At 50.2% G+C, this 18,117-nt stretch carries 20 protein-coding genes and 3 pseudogenes; 17 read left to right on the plus strand and 6 right to left on the minus strand.

Features of this window, described 5'->3' with window-relative positions; translation table 11 throughout:
* Nucleotides 1-4: 4 nt before the first annotated feature.
* From WM46_RS22245 to pilV, 6 genes are read left to right on the plus strand one after another with little or no spacing between them, the layout of a single operon-like run.
* Nucleotides 5-1,537: a GspE/PulE family protein gene (locus WM46_RS22245; protein WP_102603357.1), complete on the plus strand. Its 1,533-nt coding sequence runs from the start codon at nt 5-7 to the stop codon at nt 1,535-1,537.
* Nucleotides 1,530-2,642 (plus strand): type II secretion system F family protein, encoded by a 1,113-nt coding sequence (locus tag WM46_RS22250; protein WP_262360411.1) that lies wholly within the window; start codon nt 1,530-1,532, stop codon nt 2,640-2,642. Before WM46_RS22245 ends, WM46_RS22250 begins: the two co-directional genes overlap by 8 nt.
* A gap of 16 nt (nt 2,643-2,658) precedes the next feature.
* Nucleotides 2,659-3,276, plus strand: coding sequence for a type 4 pilus major pilin (locus tag WM46_RS22255; protein ID WP_102603358.1), 618 nt, complete (start codon nt 2,659-2,661; stop codon nt 3,274-3,276).
* 7 nt (nt 3,277-3,283) lie between these two features.
* On the plus strand, nt 3,284-3,760 hold the full coding sequence (locus WM46_RS22260) for a lytic transglycosylase domain-containing protein (protein ID WP_102603359.1): 477 nt from the start codon (nt 3,284-3,286) through the stop codon (nt 3,758-3,760).
* Between the two features lie 5 nt (nt 3,761-3,765).
* A complete protein-coding gene (locus tag WM46_RS22265; RefSeq protein ID WP_102603360.1) occupies nt 3,766-4,404 on the plus strand; it encodes an A24 family peptidase in 639 nt (212 codons plus the stop codon).
* 3 nt (nt 4,405-4,407) lie between these two features.
* Nucleotides 4,408-5,754, plus strand: coding sequence for a shufflon system plasmid conjugative transfer pilus tip adhesin PilV (pilV, locus tag WM46_RS22270; RefSeq protein WP_102603361.1), 1,347 nt, complete (start codon nt 4,408-4,410; stop codon nt 5,752-5,754).
* Nucleotides 5,755-5,892: 138 nt separating this feature from the next.
* Here pilV and WM46_RS22275 read toward each other — a convergent pair whose 3' ends face one another.
* The gene (locus WM46_RS22275; RefSeq protein WP_187394414.1) at nt 5,893-6,942 is read right to left on the minus strand and encodes an acyltransferase family protein; all 1,050 of its coding nucleotides are present in this window, start codon (nt 6,940-6,942) and stop codon (nt 5,893-5,895) included.
* A 360-nt stretch (nt 6,943-7,302) separates the two neighbouring features.
* Between WM46_RS22275 and WM46_RS22280 the strand changes: the two genes are divergently transcribed.
* The 5 genes and pseudogenes from WM46_RS22280 to WM46_RS22300 all read left to right on the plus strand — a co-directional run.
* A complete protein-coding gene (locus WM46_RS22280; protein ID WP_187394415.1) occupies nt 7,303-8,220 on the plus strand; it encodes a plasmid transfer protein in 918 nt (305 codons plus the stop codon).
* 24 nt (nt 8,221-8,244) lie between these two features.
* Nucleotides 8,245-8,958, plus strand: coding sequence for a TIGR03759 family integrating conjugative element protein (locus tag WM46_RS22285; RefSeq protein ID WP_102603878.1), 714 nt, complete (start codon nt 8,245-8,247; stop codon nt 8,956-8,958).
* On the plus strand, nt 8,937-9,560 hold the full coding sequence (locus WM46_RS22290) for a lytic transglycosylase domain-containing protein (protein ID WP_102603364.1): 624 nt from the start codon (nt 8,937-8,939) through the stop codon (nt 9,558-9,560). The genes WM46_RS22285 and WM46_RS22290 overlap by 22 nt, the downstream gene beginning before the upstream one ends.
* Nucleotides 9,557-10,087: an integrating conjugative element protein gene (locus WM46_RS22295; protein ID WP_102603365.1), complete on the plus strand. Its 531-nt coding sequence runs from the start codon at nt 9,557-9,559 to the stop codon at nt 10,085-10,087. The genes WM46_RS22290 and WM46_RS22295 overlap by 4 nt, the downstream gene beginning before the upstream one ends.
* Before the next feature lie 87 nt (nt 10,088-10,174).
* Nucleotides 10,175-10,720: pseudogene (locus tag WM46_RS22300) on the plus strand (conjugal transfer protein TraG N-terminal domain-containing protein); the annotation flags it as partial.
* A 43-nt stretch (nt 10,721-10,763) separates the two neighbouring features.
* On the opposite strand, the gene WM46_RS22305 reads toward WM46_RS22300, so the two are convergent.
* The 3 genes and pseudogenes from WM46_RS22305 to WM46_RS22315 all read right to left on the minus strand — a co-directional run.
* Complete coding sequence (locus WM46_RS22305; RefSeq protein WP_102603366.1) at nt 10,764-11,057, minus strand: hypothetical protein; 294 nt, start codon at nt 11,055-11,057, stop codon at nt 10,764-10,766.
* 108 nt (nt 11,058-11,165) lie between these two features.
* Nucleotides 11,166-11,483 (minus strand): hypothetical protein, encoded by a 318-nt coding sequence (locus tag WM46_RS22310; protein WP_262360412.1) that lies wholly within the window; start codon nt 11,481-11,483, stop codon nt 11,166-11,168.
* Nucleotides 11,484-11,603: 120 nt separating this feature from the next.
* Nucleotides 11,604-11,921 (minus strand): annotated as a pseudogene (locus WM46_RS22315) (Tn3 family transposase); the annotation flags it as partial.
* Nucleotides 11,922-12,062: 141 nt separating this feature from the next.
* On the opposite strand from WM46_RS22315, the gene WM46_RS22320 reads away from it, so the two are divergent.
* The 5 genes from WM46_RS22320 to WM46_RS22340 are packed head-to-tail and all read left to right on the plus strand — an operon-like array spanning nt 12,063 to nt 16,919.
* Entirely contained in the window at nt 12,063-13,289 is a 1,227-nt protein-coding gene (locus WM46_RS22320; RefSeq protein WP_262360413.1) for a DegT/DnrJ/EryC1/StrS family aminotransferase, read from the plus strand.
* Nucleotides 13,273-14,106 carry an HAD-IIB family hydrolase gene (locus WM46_RS22325; RefSeq protein ID WP_102603368.1) on the plus strand — a complete coding sequence of 278 codons (834 nt, stop codon included), beginning with the start codon at nt 13,273-13,275 and terminating at the stop codon, nt 14,104-14,106. Before WM46_RS22320 ends, WM46_RS22325 begins: the two co-directional genes overlap by 17 nt.
* The gene (locus WM46_RS22330) at nt 14,103-15,119 is read left to right on the plus strand and encodes a Gfo/Idh/MocA family protein (protein WP_102603369.1); all 1,017 of its coding nucleotides are present in this window, start codon (nt 14,103-14,105) and stop codon (nt 15,117-15,119) included. The genes WM46_RS22325 and WM46_RS22330 overlap by 4 nt, the downstream gene beginning before the upstream one ends.
* Before the next feature lies 1 nt (nt 15,120).
* Complete coding sequence (locus tag WM46_RS22335; protein ID WP_102603370.1) at nt 15,121-15,390, plus strand: SemiSWEET transporter; 270 nt, start codon at nt 15,121-15,123, stop codon at nt 15,388-15,390.
* Nucleotides 15,387-16,919: a flavin-containing monooxygenase gene (locus WM46_RS22340; RefSeq protein WP_102603371.1), complete on the plus strand. Its 1,533-nt coding sequence runs from the start codon at nt 15,387-15,389 to the stop codon at nt 16,917-16,919. Before WM46_RS22335 ends, WM46_RS22340 begins: the two co-directional genes overlap by 4 nt.
* Nucleotides 16,920-16,950: 31 nt before the next feature.
* Here the strand turns inward: WM46_RS22340 and WM46_RS22345 are convergent, their stop codons facing one another.
* Entirely contained in the window at nt 16,951-17,403 is a 453-nt protein-coding gene (locus WM46_RS22345) for an acyltransferase (RefSeq protein ID WP_057393711.1), read from the minus strand.
* Nucleotides 17,404-17,451: 48 nt separating this feature from the next.
* Between WM46_RS22345 and WM46_RS22350 the strand changes: the two are divergent.
* Nucleotides 17,452-17,529, plus strand: a pseudogene (locus WM46_RS22350) (IS1 family transposase); the annotation flags it as partial.
* Here WM46_RS22350 and WM46_RS22355 read toward each other — a convergent pair.
* On the minus strand, nt 17,523-18,095 hold the full coding sequence (locus WM46_RS22355; protein WP_102603372.1) for a recombinase family protein: 573 nt from the start codon (nt 18,093-18,095) through the stop codon (nt 17,523-17,525). The pseudogene WM46_RS22350 and the gene WM46_RS22355 sit on opposite strands and share 7 nt — an antisense overlap.
* Nucleotides 18,096-18,117 lie beyond the last annotated feature (22 nt).

An 18,117-nucleotide genomic window follows, 5' to 3' on the forward strand; every position in this document is an offset into this window, starting at 1 on the left:
TGTGATGAAGAAATACGCAGAAATTGAGAATTTTGTTCTGGTTGATAATTCTGCCGGACAGATCTCTCTGGTCATCGATAAAAACCGGCGCACCGATGTACGTATACAGCGCTGGGTGATGGACCAGACTAAGCGTTTTCCTTATGCAATACCTGAGTTTGTCTCGCTTGGTGAGCTTAAGGCGCGCCGTGAGAAATTCCTGCCCACTCAGTCGGCGCAGCTGGTCAGTACAGTATTCGACGATGCATGGAGTGATGTGCAGAAACGTATGGTGGGGTATTTTGCACTGGCCCAACAACTGGGATCGTCAGATATCCATATTACGGTTATGCGCAGCATTGGCCTGACACGCATCGAGATGCGTATTCATGGCGAGCTGGAAGTGATTGACGAACTGACGAGTGAGGAGGGGGATTCGCTCATTCAGACCCTGTTTATGTCGATGTGTGACATCCGCATCCCTCCGGCCTTCAACGACAGCGACATGCAGGCCGGACGTGTCGACGCGAAATTTGCGCGCGCTGCGGGATTGTTTGGCGCGCGCTACCAGCATATGACAACGGCCGATGGGATCTACGTTGCGCTGCGAACCATCATTGATGACAGCGATCGGGTGCCGACACTTGAAGTGCAGGGTTTTCTGCCTGAGCAGATTGTTCTTGCTAAACAAATTATCCGTTTTCCAAACGGACTAGTTCTGCTCACCGGGCCAACCGGCTCCGGTAAAAGTACCACCCTTCGTATTTTCAGCAATATGTGGCTTGAGCGTACCCGGCACCGTAAACGTCTGCTTACGGTGGAAAACCCTGTTGAAGGCCGAATTGCCGGTGCTATCCAGACGCCTGTCATTAATGGTGACTGGGACAAGAGCAATGCCGCCGTAGTGCGCTCTGACCCTGATGCGATCCTCCTGGGTGAGATGCAGGAGATAAACGCGCTCATCGCCGCCATTCATGCCGCACACGCGGGGCACATTGTGTTCGATACCGTGCACAGCAACAGTGCAGCGGGCGCGTTACCCCGAATGGAAGTGATGGGGGCTGACAGACGTCTGATCGCTGATGCGGAACTGGTGCGGGGGCTTGTGAGCCAGCGTCTCGTGCCGACCCTGTGCCCTCACTGCAGCCTGACCTGGGCGCAGATGGCACCTGAATTGCCACCGGAAACGCGCGCCTACCTGGAAAAATATTGCACCGAGCCCGGGGTATGCACCCCTGAGAACCTGCGCTTTCACAACCCGGAAGGTTGTGAACACTGCCGCAGGACCATTGAGCTTACTGGCCGTGTGATAAGCCGGGGCATAACCGGCCGGACCGCAATTGTAGAAATTATCCCCCCGGATGCGCGTTTTATGTCGCACTGGCTCTCCCATGGAACCGCAGCAGCACGCCAGTACTGGCTTAATAACGGCGGTATCAGCCGCCGGACTCATCTTCTGATCCGGCTGAATGAAGGGCTTGTCGATCCACTGATGGGGGATGTCGAAGTGCCTCTTGATGAAGATGAATTACTTGCCATGGAGGTGGCCAGTGTCTGAGAACCGTTTCCGGCCGTCACGGCCAATGAATATTTTTCAGCGTGCCCGTTATCATTTTTTACGTCATTCCTTCTCCGGGAAGCGCCGTAAGCCATTTTATGAGGTGTTACGTTTCCTGCTGGAGAACGACAAGGCCGATGCTGAAGCCTTTCGTATGATCGGTGACGTGTATACCGATTTTGGCCTGCACTGGCACCCTTATTCGGAGCTGGTCGAAGACTGCCTGCAGGCGCTTCGTGACAACCGCCCCGGGCAACAGCTTCAGGATGCGCTGGCTCGCTGGATCCCGGCAGAAGAGGCCGCGTTGCTGGGAGCCGGGCGTAAAGGCAAGACGTTATCTGTCGCACTGGAGCAATCTGAAAGGCTGATTGATGTGCGGGGCCGCATTCTGCAACAGGTGATTTTTGCATCCACCTACCCGGCGCTGTTTGTTGTCCTGTTCGGCGCCATGATGGTGATTAACACAGTAAAAATTGTGCCAACGCTCAGTAAGATGTCAGATCCGGCCACATGGTCCGGCGCGCTGGGTGTGATGAACAGCATGGCACAGTTCACCACTCAGTGGGGGCTTGTATGTGGGATTTCCTTCGCCGGACTCCTTGCGGTTGTTCTCTGGTCGCTTCCCCGCTGGACCGGACGGATCCGTCAGTTCGCTGACCGTTTTATGCCCTGGTCTCTCTATTCCGATCTGCAGGGCGCTGTATTTCTCATGAACGTCGCTGCCCTGCTCGAGGCCGGGCTCCCTGAAATTGACGTGCTGAAGACCCTGCGTAAAACGGCGTCCCCGTGGCTGCGTGAGCGTCTTGACGCAACGATTGCCGGTATCAACCGGGGGAATTCTCTCGGGCGTGCACTGCGTTACAGTGGCTTTAATTTCCCCAGCCGGCAGTCAGCTAACTATCTCTCCCTGCTGGGGAAAGGGGACGGCGCGTCCTTACTCATCAGTCGCTACGCCGATCGCGCGCTTGACGAAATTATTGCCCGTGTGAAACGGCGCGCGAACACCGCCCGCGGTCTGTCCATGCTTCTCATTTTACTCTTCTTTGGTCTGATGGGCTCTATGGCCTTTGAGATCCAGGAAATGTCCCGCATGCCAATGCATTAATCATAAGGAAATTTTTATGTCTCAGTTATTGACCGTTTTACGTAACCGGAAACCAGGGCGCGTCGGACCTGAACCGGACAGAGGGTGGGGATCAGCAGACCAGGGTGGCTCCGGTATTCTGGGTATTCTTGGCCTTGTTGTTGTGGTTGGCCTTATCTGGGGGCTGTGGGCTCTGTTTAATGGCGGGCAGGAGGCATCCAATATCTCCGATATTGCGACCAAAACAAAGGGCTACATGGGGGGGCGCACGGGATATAACTTTACCAGTGGTACCACGATGACCGGTAACTTTATTCAGCGCGGATTCGCCCCGGGCAATATGCGTGTCGTGGGTGATGCAGATTCCGGCACGGCCACCCTCTGGAATGCCTGGGGTGGTCAGGTTGTTCTTACTCCGGTATCGAGCGGCGCAGGGATGAATTCTGGCTTCTCCATTACCACGAACAACGTGCCTATGAAGGACTGCATTTCACTGGCGCAGCAGTTCGGTAATGGTGGCATTTTCAGTGAGATTGCGATTAACAGCACCCAGCATCCTGACGGGACCGTAACCTCGGAAGAGGCGGGCAAGGAGTGCACGAAAAACAGTGGCAGTGCAGGGACCAACACAATGAAATTCCAGGTTAACGGGTAAGTAAGTTATGTGGCGACTGGTTTTCTTACTGCTGCTTCCCTTTTCCTTCTGCGTCAGGGCGTTCTGCTTTGACGCAGCCGGGCAGAAGTACCATGTTGATCCGCTTCTTATTGAGGCCATAACGATTGGGGAAAGCAGTAAGCGTCCAGGTATTACGCATGCTAACCGTAGCCCTAAAACCGGGAAAGTCGTGAGTACGGATTACGGCCTGATGCAGATTAATTCCATTCATATCCCGGGGCTGATTAAAAAAGGCTTTATCAACAGCGCGCAGGATTTGCTCACACGTCCATGCCTTAATGTGCAGATTGGGACATGGATTCTGGCCGGTCATTTTCAGGTTTGTGGTATTTCGTGGAACTGCCTTGGCTCCTATAACGCGGGTTTTCGTCAGGACCGGCATGAAACAAGGGAAGCCTATGCGAATCGCATATACAGGATTTACGTGAACCTTCTTCGGGAGAGAAGGGGGATCGCGTTGTGAAGTCCATGTTGACTACAGAGACCCTGGTGACTGCTGCGATAACCCCTCTCTTTTTTGTGTTACTGCTGCTGGTCAGGGATGAATTACGTGCTGAGCTGGCACGACTGAGCGGAGATGATGAACGTCATGCCTCAGTGACGGAAACGTTCTGGATTGCTACCCATACGGGGGTGATGTCGCTGTACTGGCTTGCTGAGGCCGGACTGTGGCCAACGTGTACCGCACTGCTTTTTTGTGTCTTTGTTTTCCGTCTGACGCTCATCGACCAGCTGACCGGCTATTTGCCGAGAGAGATGACACTCAGCTTTCTGGTGGCGGGGCTGCTCGTCGCCGGCGCAGATGGAGCCCTGTTACGTCATGCCGGCGCGGCCCTGACGGTCTGGAGTTGCCTGATGATGTGGCGGCTTGCTGGCTACCGTCTGGCGGGGCAGGAGACGCTGGGGATGGGGGATGTCTGGCTGGGTGGTGCGCTGGGTGCCTGGCTGGGGCTGTTGCCTGCGTTGTATGTCACGGCCGCAGGCGCAGGCGGTTTTTTTATCTGGCTGATGTTTTCCCGTCGTGCCGGTGGTCCTGCGGGTCCCTGGTTCGGATACAGCGCGCTGGGCGCGATGCTGATTCCGCTTTATCAACCTGTAATGTGGTGAGCCATGACTGTAGAAACTGAAATTCCAACATCCCGTAAGGATCGCGGATGGGCAATAGCGTCAACCGGCGCTGCGCTTGTCATCCTGATTACTGTTGTGATCTGGGGCGTGCAGCGATGGGATGAATACTTTGCCCGCCAGGACTGGCAGGTTAGCGCCAGGCAGGTCACACGGTTTACTCAGGCCGTTCGGGCCTATACGGGCAAATACTACGATACGTTGCTGAGTTCAGCGACAACGACAAAACCCGTCATTGTTACTGCGGATATGCTGAAAAATACCGGTTTCCTTGAACCGGGTTTCAGCGAAACCATTTCCTCTGGCCAGCAGTTGCGTGCTGCGCTCGTCCGCAATGCAACCAACACCGATCAGTTGCAGGGGCTTATCGTCAGTCAGGGGGGAACCTCGCTTCCGTATATGGGCGTTCGTGACATCTCGGTCTCAATCAGTACGGGGCTGGGGGCGTATATCTGGGGCAGTAATACAACTGTCACGGGGGCTAATCAGAGCTGGACACTCCCTTTGTCGGCTTTCGGCATCACATCGACGACGGGACATGTCGCGACGTTGCTCACAACGGATGCCCTGAATGAGGCCCGCCAGGATTCAGACCGACTGTACCGTTTTGCTGTAACGGGTAAACCCGATCTGAACCGGATGCATACCAGTATCGACATGGGGAGCAATAATCTCAATAACGCTGCTGCGGTGAACGGGCAGACCGGTAATTTCAGCGGAAATGTTACTGCCGGTGGTAATGTGGCGGCCAGCGGTAATGTAACCGCGAATGGCGGAATGACGGCCAATAATGATATCCGCAGTAATAACGGATGGATGATAACCCGGGGCAATAAAGGGTGGCTCAATGAAACTTATCAGGGTGGGTTTTATATGTCTGATAATGCCTGGGTAAGAGCAGCGAATAACAAGAATATTTATACAGGAGGCCTGGTCCGTGGAGGGACATTGCAGGCAGATGGAAGACTCACTGTCGGAGAGTATTCGCTTCATCAAAAAGTGGAAACAGCTGGCACAGCCTGCCCTCAAAACGGACTTCAGGCCCGCGACGTAACTGGCAGCGCACTTTTCTGTCAATCCGGTGCGTGGAAGTCAGGGCAAGTTAAGTTCAATACTCAGGTATACAACATCGGACAAAACGTGAGAGATCAGTATATTGGGGTTCATGCCTATTGCTCATGGACTTATCTCCTGGGGGCACCTCTGGGGGGTACACAAAAAATTTATAATAACGGCACGAACTGGTATGTCACAAATACCCCCTGGGATGGCTGGCAAACGGGCTCGATTGTATCTGTTACTTGCCTGAATCTTCCTGGTGCTGGTATCTGACTGTCAATCAATCCTGTATTCGGAAGTACGAAAGGAGTCGATAATTTTTGATAACTTGTTTTTACAATGAGTTAAAGGTTTGATGCAGAGCGTGGGGGATTAGCGAATTCGCCCCACTAAAGAGGGGCGAGGGCTTGATCATGCCTGGGTTGATGTTTGTGGTAAATATTTTTTATAATTCATACTTATGTTTTCAACAAATTTATACATGACAGGAGATAGTATTCCAGTAGCTATGATTGCAGTTATTTGCCAACAATAATTCCCACTGGAATAAAGATAGTTTTTTGCTACGGTTTGGGTAATGCCATGTATGAGATAGATAGAGTAACTACATGTTCCAAGTAACATAAATGGTTTGGATGTTAATAGCCCAAAGTAGTCGCAACCACATTTTATCGTATAAAAAATGAAGAACATGTAAAGTGGTGTTGTTGTATTATAGGCGTGTTTGGTAAAAAATAATGCCAATGCCAGAATTAATATAGCCAACAAATCCGGAACTCTTTTTTCTGTTTTTATTGTGGCAATGAGAAAACCAACCAAAAAATACATAAGAAAACTTAGGTATTGTTCTTTTGATATGAAGCTTTTATAAGTTAGAATGCAGCACATTAAAAAAATAATGAAAAATGATTTGTACTTTACTTTCTTCATGAGCAAGTACAGGAGTGGTATTGCAAAATAAAGTCGTAATTCCCACACAAGTGTCCAAAAAACTCCTGATGTAGCTATCTGTAGGGATAGTCCATTAATTAAAGCCGTGGGGGGGTCGAAAATGAATGGTAAAGACGATTTAAACCAATCAAATGAATATGAGGCGCTTTCAGGATACATGATAAATGTTGATAAATAAATCAACACTAAAGTTACAACAATTGGGGGATAAATTCTCATAAACCTTGAGACAGCGAATCCTTTGAAATCAAAAGATTCCGCAAGGGCTTTTCTGAAAAAAAGAAAACCGGATAGCATGAAAAAAATCCCAACCGAAAGCTCCCCTGTGAGATATATGAATTTTTTGGCTTCAGAGTTTATTATGTAATCAAGGGACCAGTAATTATTTTGAACTCCACCGGCTCTCCAGTATAAATGAAATATAGCAACGAGAGCTGCACAAACACCTCGTAATCCATCAAGAGCACTATATTTATGTGTACCTGGACTTATGCCGAGTATATAAGACATGACCATCACTGTGCATATCAGTATGCTGAAATACAGCAAATATTCATAAGTTATTGTCATTGCTTAAGTTCACTTTTTTTTGATGACACATTGTACAAGAAATTCCAACAAATGCACATATATGGACATGATCGAGATGAGCGCAGCCCTGGAAGTCCTTCAGGCTCTGAGGCGTTAACCGCCAGCATCGTCAGCGAAGTCCCGGTTCCTGGTGTCGATGCGTATTAAAAACTCAAAAGTGATCATAAGCACTCCTGTTCATATGGGCAGGGTGCTCCTCTGTAAGTTGTGCCCTGTCGGCTAAATCTATTATCACGAGAAATTTTCGTTTCTGGCTGATGAGTTAATCATCGCCATAGAATGATGTTTTTTGCACCTTATGGCTGTTCTGCAGCTATAAGGATTTTTGAAATGTCAGTCAGTCAAATTATGCCGGAAGATGTTGCACCCGCAAGCCCGGGTGTAACGCCCCAGGATGTTGCGCCAGTTGAACCCGATTCTCGCCGGCGTTCCCCCTTTAATCTCAAAAAAATCGCCCGGACCGGAGGTCTGGCACTGCTTATCGTTTCTCTCGTCGGTTCTGTGACCACGATTGTTGTCATGGCAGGGCAGATCTCCTCCCTGACCATCCGGGTTAACTCTCTGGATGCTGCGTTCCGCAGCGGACAGATGAGCCAGTTGTCCGGATCGGTTTCAACGCTTGAAGTGAAAAGCCTGAAATACGGCCGGCAACTGGAGTCGCTCTCATCCGGATTGTTATCCGCCACAAATCAGATGACCAGCTATCAGGACGACCTTTCTAAATTTTCCAGAACCCTGAATGACTTTTCTTCTGAAGAACAGGCACAGCGTACAGCGATAGACGGTCACTCGGAACGAATTGATACCCTCAGTACCCGACTTTCTCAACTGGAAGAACGGGTAGCCGTGATGCTCAGGACTGAAAACCATAACGCTCAGAATAGCCAGAAGCAGGCAACGCAGCCGGTTACGAAGGGTAAAGCACCGGCTAAATCCGGAGCAGGTAACTCTGCAAAAAAGCCTGAGCGGTCAGTCAGGCGCGCCGCTGTTGAAGCACCGTTTGTACTGACCGGCATTGAGCGTCGTGGTGGCCAGATGTTTGTCGTCGTTATTCCCCGCGGAAATACGCAAATTTCCGCGATGCGGTTGCTTTCTCCAGGCGACGGGATGCTGGGCTGGACGCTCCGGGCAATCCGGGACAATGGTTCAGCTGTATTCAGCGTAAACGGTGCTGAACAGAGTTTACAGGTTCAATAAGAGGTCAGGCATATGAAGCATCAGATGAAAAAAATGATGATGGCAGGAGGGTTGTTCCTGCCGTTGTGTGTGGGGGCATCGACTATCTCAACGCCATCTAACCAGAGCCAGCAAACCTCTCTGCAGGCATCGTCAACAAACCAGGTTCAGACACAGCAACAGGCTCAGCAATGGGGACTTTCAGATGCTGACTGGGGTCGCTATCAGTCGCTGATGAAAGGGGCGAGGGGCATCATGTCGCCTGGTCTTGATCCGCTGACGACGCTGGGCGTCGAGACGGACAATTCCGCTGAACGCCGCCGATTTGCGGAGCTGTGGGTTAAGCATGAATACGCCCGTGCTGAGAAGGAACTCGCGTTTCAGCGTGAAATTAATACTGCCTGGCTACGTCTTTATCCTGAAACGCTGGCCGTGAATATGGGGAATGCTGCGGGTATCGCACATGACACTCAGGGGCGGCTAGCGTTGTTTGTCAAAGAATCCTGTTCACGCTGCGATGCACGACTTGCCGCTGTTATTGCCGACAACCGGCCGGTTGATATCTATCTCGTCGGCAGTGACGGCAATGATGACAAAATCCGGGCCTGGGCAATCAGCCACGGTATATCCGTCGATAAAGTGCGCAACCGACAAATCACCCTTAATCATGATCGTGGTCTGTGGCAACGCTATGGTCAGGGACAGATGCCGGTCGTTCTGCAACAGGGAGAAGAGGGATGGCAAATCGCCGCATTCTGAAACTGGCCTGTGGTTTATGGTTTGCCTGCAGCAGCTGTCTGGCGGGCACAACATTTAACAGCAGCAATCAGGCGATCCCTCCGGCATACAGGGAAATTGCCGCAGCAGAGCGTGTGCCTGCTGAATCCCTTTACTCTCTTGCGATGGCCGAAACCACTCGTAAGACCGCCTGGGGGGCCAGACCCTGGCCCTGGACAATTAACGTTGCCGGGAAAGGGTATCATTATGAAACCCGCGAAGAGGCCTTTGAGGCACTGCTGGGGTTTATGCAGCGCTATCCGCTCAAGCGCATCGATGTTGGTGTGGCCCAGGTCAATCTTGGCTGGAACGGGCATTTTTTCCCGTCGTTTCATGATGCGTTTGATCCTTATATAAACCTGCGCGCAGCAGCCCGTATCCTCCGGGCATGCTATGACGCAAAGCCTGGTAGCTGGATAAGCGCTGCTGGTTGCTATCACCACCCCGCAGGTGGACAACCCGCGGCGAAATATATGGCTATCGTACGCCGAAAGTTAAACCAGATCACACCGGAGATTAAGGTCCCTGACGGGGAGCCGGTTGTCCTGGCCAGCCACTCATTAACCTGGGTAGAGCCACAATGAAAAAAAATCACGGCAGTTATTTAAAACCCGTTATGTGTATATCTCTTTTTGCTGCTGCGTTCAGTTGCCTGGCTTCACTGACCGTTGTAGGCGATCTGGGCGGGAAACCAACCCGGCCGTATTTTGATGCCATTAATGCAGGCCCTGATTCACCCGCACCTGATATATCGTCTCTGCCGCAAGCCCCCTCATCACTGTCAATTTCTGACATGTTGCCCGTCATTACACCTGAAATGACCCCTGGTACTGTGCCTTCACGTCCTCTGCAGTTGCCGGGGTTACCGCCTGTTTTTGTGGTCGGTGATGACGAGATGTCCCGGGCGTGGTTACAACAGCGTGGTGCTGAACTGAAACGGATGGGTGCCACGGGAATGGTGGTGAACGTCAGGACGGAAAGGGCTCTTGACTCACTGAGGAGGCTCCTGCCAGATACAGAGATGGTGCCCGTTCGTGGCGGGGATTTAGCTCAGCGACTGAAACTGTCCCATTATCCTGTGCTGATTACGGCTGATGGGTTAGCACAATGACACCCGTGTTTCTTCTGCTGGCTGCCGTATTTGTCGTCGCGTTTCTGCTGCTGCGCAAAACCAGAGGTGCCCGTGCGCGCAGGCATCAGCGATATTGGTCTTGGTCTGAAGCAGGCAGAAGCGTTACCTGGTTTTGATGCTTTGAAACAGGCACTGCCAATGATTCAGGCATTATTGTTGATGATGGTAATCACGGTCATTCCGGCATTGTTGATGTTCAGTGCCTACGATCCTAAAACCATTTTTACTATCTCATTCGCGTTGTTCGCACTTCAGTTCATTACATTCTGGTGGGAGTTAGCAGGCTGGCTTGATGACAGACTGATCACCATCCTCTATGACAATATGGCTGCGCAGGGGATTGCAAACAGCTCAGTGCCTTTCGCTGCTTTCTTTAGCTCAACGGCTGACGGGTGGATTATGAACCTAGTTCTGGGGATGATGTACTTGGTATTTCCCGCGTTTTGGGTAGGAATGCTTAGCTGGATTGGTGTTAATCTGGGAACGGCAATAACCAGTGGGTTAGAAAATGGTGGTTCTTTGCCTCAGAAGGCCGGTGCAGAGGCGGGAAAAGGGGCCCAAAAGGCCGTTACAGATACAGCTGGAGGTGCTGTAAAAGGTAGCTTCAAATAGGAAGACTTATAAGATGAACTGCACGGAGCTATAAACGTGCAGTTCATCTATTGTTTTCATACCATTGCCTGTCACGATTACTCCATTCTTCCCTTTCTTCTTCCCAGCGTTCACTCCATTCTTCATTCTGTTTTCTGCGCTCGGGAGTTACAGTCAAAATATTTGCTACACCAGCCAGTACGGCGGCTCCACATGCATTGGTTGCACTGGATAATGAAATTGGCTCAGGTTTTTTCCGCTTCAGCCTGGATTCATCATGAACGATGTTACGCCGCTTACCGGCGAACCGGGCCAGAGTGAGGCTTAAGTCGTCATCATCGAATCCACTTTCACTCATTGTGACGGTTCCTTTTGCTCTAAGTGTGATAGAAATAAGCTACTAAAAAACTATTATGCAAGCAAATTATTGTATGTTTTTTGAATAGTTTGTACTTCTCAGTTGAGATTACCGGAACGGCGTCTCAGTAAACGAAATCCGGGTACTGGTATACCCCTTGTTCTGCAACAGGAATGATATCCCCTCCATCATCATTGATCTGTTACTGCGAGGACCAATTCTGATGCTTTTCAGTGGCAGCTTATCTTTTGCTTCAATGATCATATATGGCACCAGACCGTTATCACTGACACGAAAATTGACACCATCAAAAGGACTGTCCGGCAAAATGACCATCCGGAACTCCTGTTCCTCTTTGAAACCGTCATTCTTGAAAAAAGGCGGCAGGCTGTGAGCCAGTTCTGCTGCATAGCCCAGCTCATACATCGCATCCTGGCTTATGGCAGATTGCACTTTCGGGGCATTGAAGAAAGCGAGGATCTCATTCCGGGCTTCAACCGTGGAATTCTCTTTGGGGTTTGAGGGCCAATGGAACGAAAACGTACGCTAAGTAGATAATTCATTGTTTAAATTGAAATTTAATGTCCTCATTTCTCCCTTCAGAATATCCTCCGGTAGCGTGAACGTATAATGCCCCAGCATATTGATATGCCCGTGCATCAGTGGAGATAACCGGGCGATATCTTCATCCCCGGTTTCTTCTCCATTACTGCGCATCCAGCTCAGGGCTTCCTGCATATAAAGTGTGTTCCACAGTACCACTGCGTTAGTGACCAGGCCCAGAGCACCCAGTTGATCTTCCTGACTTTCACGATAGCGCTTTCTGATCTCACCACGCTGACTATAACAGATGCCCCGGGCTACAGTTTCTGCATATTGCTAAGGCGGTCAGTAGCCCCATAAATTATGTAACATAATTGTGATCATCTTCGCTTATTTGTGATTCAGGCGCGAAAATATCGTTTTTCTATGTTTTATTTTCTCTGACATTAAATGGAGGTATTTATGGAAGATGTCAGCGTTTTGAATGAAACGATTTTCAGTGCATCAACGGAAAATGAACTGCAGGAACGATTTAAAGATATATACCAAAGTATTAATAATGAAAGTGAATATGATGATTCAGGTTCAGTCTCATTTTTGCCACTTTCAAGGCTGAACTCCCGTTCTGAACGGGCAGAAGCAAAGGACATCATTTCAGTTGTGATTGAAAGCGGATGTTTTACCAGTGGCCCCTATATCGGAGAAGTAGAAGAAACATTAAGAATATTTTATGGTGCTCATACCTGTATTGCCACCAGTAGCGGCACCGACGCGTTAAAAATAGCCCTTAAATCTGTTGGTGTAGGACCCGGTGATGAGGTCATTGTTCCTCTGAACTCCTTTGCTGCTACGGAAAATGCAGTGATGGCCGTGGGGGCCGTTCCAGTCTTCGCTAATATCGACAGTTCTTTCAATATGCTTCCGGATGAAGTGGAGCGCCTCAGTACCACAAGAACTAAGGCTGTGTTACCGGTCTGTCTTTATGGCTCATGCATGTATATTGATGCCATCCACCGAATTGCCCGCAAAGCCGACATTCCTGTTATCGTGGATGCAGCCCAGTGCTTTGGTATCAGGTCACTCATCGGTCACTGTGATCTGCTGGCGTTGAGTTTTAATCCGTTCAAGAATATTGGTTCTTTTGGTAAGTCCGGTGCAGTACTGACCCGCTCTCCTGAGCTGGCACGTCTGGCGAGGCAATATTCTTATCACGGATTTGCTGAAGGTAAAAAGAATATTAAAGCTCAGGACTGGGGATTAAACAGCCGTATGGATAACCTGCAGGCTGCCACGCTTAGTGTCAAACTTCGCCACTTTGAGAATAATGCCAGAAAACGCTGCCTGCTTGCAGCCCGTTACCATCTGTTACTGGCAGACCTGTCACATAAAATGACACTTCCGTCAGATATCCTTCAGAATACATGGCATCTTTTCCCGGTTCTGCTCTGCCAGGGCGAGCGTGATTCTCTCTTCGCCTTTGCGCGTGAAAGGGGTGTGGAGTTAGATATTTATTATCCCGTCCTTTCACATTGCGGAGAACATCCGCTGGCTACCGGATATTCCCGTCGGGAGCAGTTCAGTGCTTCTGAAAGAATACATTCTGCATTATTCCATCTGCCACTGCATAACCATATGTCGTTCCAGGAGCAGAACATCATTACCGGAGTATTGCATGACTATTTTAAATAAAGACTGGCCGGTTGAATTTCCGCTCCCGGCAGTAATTCGCACGATAGTGTGCTGTGATCTTGATGAAACTTATATTCCTTCGGACACCAAAAAAAAGGCACTGGGAGGGGTTGAACTGCTGGAGTCCTATATTACATCCCATGCAGAAGAAAAGGGCATTCTCGCTGGCTGGATCACAGGAACAAATCTGGATTCGGCCTGGCGAAAATCCAGAGGCTATATTTCGCGAAGCCCTCACTTTATCTGCTGCAGTCTCGGCACCGAATTTTACTGGGTCAAAAATGGCAGGCTTAGACCCTCTGAAACCTGGGCAGAGCGGATACGCCGTTCAGGCTACAGCCTTCAGAACGTCAACAGCCTGGCCAGGATCCTGATGGGAAAAGGGATGCCCCTGCAGAGACAACCGGAGGATTATCAGGGCCCCTTTAAAGTGAGCTATTACTACCCTGAGGGAGCTTCGATGGCCGGCGATTTTGCCACCATCCAGGCTCTGGCAGACGAACGAGGAATTCGTGTCGTTTTTACCCGCTGTAACCCGGCGGCTGGCGATCCCCCTGACTGTTATGACGTTGAATTTATCCCCCTCTGTTGTGGTAAGGATCAGGCAGTGTCTTTTCTGATGGAGGAAACCGCGCTGCCGAAAGAAGCCATTATTGCCTTTGGTGACAGTGCGAATGATTTTGCCATGTTTGCACAGGCCGGAAAAGGCTATCTGGTGGGGAATGCGGACCCGTTCGCGATCAGACAGTATGGCAGCAGCCTGAACGCTGCTTACTGCCACGGGATACTTAACGTACTTAAGGAGCTACAGGGATGAACATCGGAATTGTAGGTTGTGGGGGGATTGCCCGCGCCCATGTCAGTGCACTTTGTCTGAATCCGCTGGTCACCGGACTGGCCCTGTACGATGTGAGTGCAGATAACGTGCGGCTGCTCAGCGAAATCAGCACCGTGCCGGTGATATGCTGCCAGGACCTGAAGCAGCTTGCCGGAGTCAGTGAGGGTTTCGTTATCTGCACACCAAACCATCTCCACGTCAGCGTGGCAGAGGAAGTACTTCGCTACAAACAGCTCCCTTTTGTGTGTGAAAAGCCCCTCTCAACGGATCTGAACTCAGCACAGTATCTTCAGGAAATTGCCCCACAAGGCAGTATCGTGTCTTTTAACTACCGGTATAACCGTGTTATCGACACGATGATGCGTCTGAGAAATGAGAGGGATTTAGGTGAACTGCATTTCTTCTCAGCAGAGTTTAATAAAAATTCTGCACTGACCCGCCATCACCTGACCTGGCGTGACTCTGCACGGCAGAGCAAAAGCAGCGGAGCACTGGGCGACTTATCCTGTCATCTGCTTGATTTATTTTGTTTTATAGGGGGAAGCCCAGTTGTGGTTGATGGGATCAGGACGGTGAAGGGTACGCGCGTGGGTGCAAAATCAGATGGCCGGGTTGAAGTGGATGATAACGGCTATGTGATGGGCAGCTCAGAGAAAGGGGCTTATTTCAGAATTCATGCCAGTAAATCGGAAACAGGGCAGGATCTGGGGCTGTATATGCAGCTCGTGTTTGAAAAGGGTGAAATCAGATATTCAACTCATCATGAAAACAGTCTGCTCCTGGTCCTGTTTAATGAGACGGACGCGGAAACCGTGGGCTTCGACGGCCTAAAGCGTTTACCCGATCCACCACGGGAGCTTCCGTTCTGGTCTGATTCGTTTATTCACCTTCATGACGACTGGTGTGCCCTTATTAAATATGGCCACGCAGCCCCGAAGCTGGCGGATCTGTCATCCGGCCTTCATATACAGGAAATAATTGAGGCATTCTGATATGGACACCATTCTTTTAACTGGGCTGTTTGCCGCATTTTTCACGACGTTTGCGTTCGCCCCCCAGAGCATCAAAACGCTCCGGACACGCAACACCGAAGGTATCTCCGTTGTTATGTATATCATGTTCCTGACAGGTGTAATTGCATGGATAGCATATGGCATTCTGCGATCTGATTTGGCCGTACTGGCCGCAAATATTGTCACACTGTTTCTGGCTGCACCGGTGCTGGTAATGACACTTCTCAACCGCAGGAAAAAACACGTATGAATATTGCGATCATCGGCGCAGGACCTGCCGGCATCATTTCTGCCCGTAATGCGATTAAGGCGGGGCACTCCGTGGTTCTGTTTGAGAAAAATGCCCATATTGGGTGGATCTGGAACCCCTGGAGTAGTGGAGCTTACCGTAATGCCTGTATGCAAAACTCCCGTTGTGCATTCCATTATACTGACTTTCCCCCAGGCAATATTGATGAATTTCCGGGTGTGGCGCAGGTATTCGCATATCTTTCGGCGGTGACCGGAGAGGATGCCCTCCGTGCGTCTACCCGGCTTAATACTGAAGTGGTTGCACTCAGAAAAGACTCCGGGCACTGGGTTATTCGCAGCACCTCTGCAGGAAATGACCGGGAAGATATTTTTGACCGGGTCATCATTGCAACAGGGGAACTCTGGCAACCTCGCCGGCCTACCCTGCCGGGTGCGGAATACTTCTCCGGCACGCTGATCACATCCAAAGATTATCAGGAGCCGGAGGTATTTAAAGGGAAAAATATACTCATCATAGGCGGTGGTGTCAGCGGGGCGGATATTGCCTCAGACCTTGTTCCCTTTGCCAGAAGCGTGAGTCTGCCCGTTAAAAAGATGGGGCTGTATCTGCCAAGACAATTCCGGACGGGTCCGAACGACATGATGCATTCCTATCTGGGCCGGTGTCTGCTGAGTCGCTTGAGTTATGCAGATTTTGTCGGTTATCTCGATACCACGATGCCTGACTACATGCAGACCTACCGGGCATCCGGTTTGTTGCCCGACATGGCGAACAATAACGCGGTGCATGTTAACGAAAAAATCATACCGAATGTGGCCGCCGGACTGATAAAAATTAAACCCCAAGCAGAGCGTTTCACCGGAGAAGGGGTGATTGAGTTCGTCGACGCAACGCAGGAAAAATATGATGTCATCATTACCTGCACCGGCTATGAAATGCCTGATTATTCGTTCATTCCGGGGTTTGACAGGGCACAGCTGTATGAGCACTTTTTCTGGACGGAAGATCCTTCGCTGGCCGTCATAAATCCGCCGGTAGATACTGCCGGTTTCGGGGCCGCGTTCCCCTATTTTGACATCATCAGCCAGTGGGTCATCAACGTATTCTCCGGAGAGTCGCTTCTTCCGGAAAAAGAAGCCATGCGCAAATGGTGCGCTGAGCACATGGCTTCACTTCATGTTAAGCGCTTTTATGACAGTTGGCTGGAAACCATCCGGATTGGACTGCTGGCGGGCCTTCTCCCGGATCCCTCACGCGACTTTTCCCGATACTGGAACATCATCAGCAGTGTGGTCAAACCTGCCTATCTGGCCAGTCCTCCCGCAGCTCCGGAGCCGGGTATGATGGACAGCCTGTTTGATTTCCGGGTCGCCAGAATACGCATACTGTCAGGACTGGGAAACGATGCTCTCGGTTATTTGCTGAAAAAAGGTGATATCACTGACGCAGAATACCAGGCGGCGCTGGAAACCGATCCCCGGCAGTCGCTTTCTGTACATCTGCCGTATTCGCAGACCTACCTCTGATAGAAAGGGCCTTTACTGGCCCTTTTCTTTTTCATAATGATCTAATCAGCCTCGCCGGGTTTCCTGCATAAATACCTTTGATTTCTATCGGTTTAACCACAACAGCACCCGCGCCAATGACGGTCCCGCTGCAGATATATGGTGACAGAATGGTGGCTCCGCTGCCTATAGTAACCGAATCCCCCAGGGAAATGGTGATCCAGTTATCCGGTGATGGGTCCGGCGCTCCAGACCTGAAAAGGTCGTTGGCGAACGTCACGTTATGGCCAATGAAACAGTTCTCACCCAGTGTTACGTTTTCGCAGATAAACGTGTGCGACTGGATCCGGCTTCCACTGCCAATGAGACAGCCTTTCTGTATCTCAACGAAGGGGCCGACAAACACGTTATCCCGGAGTTCACATTCATAAATGTTGGCCGGTTTGACAATACGGACATTGGTTCCGTAAATCACATCCCGAACAGCACATTCCATAAATTTCATATAAACACTTCCTTCAAATACTGATCACCCATACTGGAATTGTTGTGGTCAGTGTCGTTCTCAAAATCGGTGGAACTGCATGACAAAACCATTGGACATTATCTGAACACAAAACATTATCAGTAAGTTGAAGTCACAACCCGATTCTGCTCTTCGAGAATTTTATAGACAGTGGAACGTGCAATGCTGAGTTGATGAGAAATATTAGTTGCACCAATACCTTTCTGATGGAGTTCCAGAACGGCATCCCTGTCTACACTTCGCTTGCGTCCGAATTTGATACCTTTAAGCCTCGCCTCCTGCCTGCCTTCATTAGTGCGCTCAAGAATTCTTTGGCGTTCGGCCTGTGCTACAGCTGAAAGAATAGTGATCACCATTTGTCCCATTGGTCCGTCGGTGCTAATCCCGTCATCAATGAACCGGACTGCAACGCCTTGAGTATCGAATGCTTTTATAAGGTGAATCATATCAGCAGTGTCGCGGCCAAGACGGTCGAGTTTTTTTACCAATATGACGTCGCCTTCCTCCACCTTCATTCGCAGCATGTCCAGACCTTCTCTGTCGGTAGAGATGCCTGATGCTTTATCTGTAAATATACGATTGGCTTTTACCCCAGCGTCTCTGAGCACCCCGATCTGAATATCGAGAGACTGCTGACTGGTAGAGACCCGCGCATAACCAAAAAGTCGCATATAAATGTACCTTAAATCGAAT

The organism is Citrobacter freundii complex sp. CFNIH2 (assembly GCF_002880615.1).
GTDB classification, from domain to species: Bacteria; Pseudomonadota; Gammaproteobacteria; order Enterobacterales; family Enterobacteriaceae; genus Citrobacter_A; species Citrobacter_A amalonaticus_F.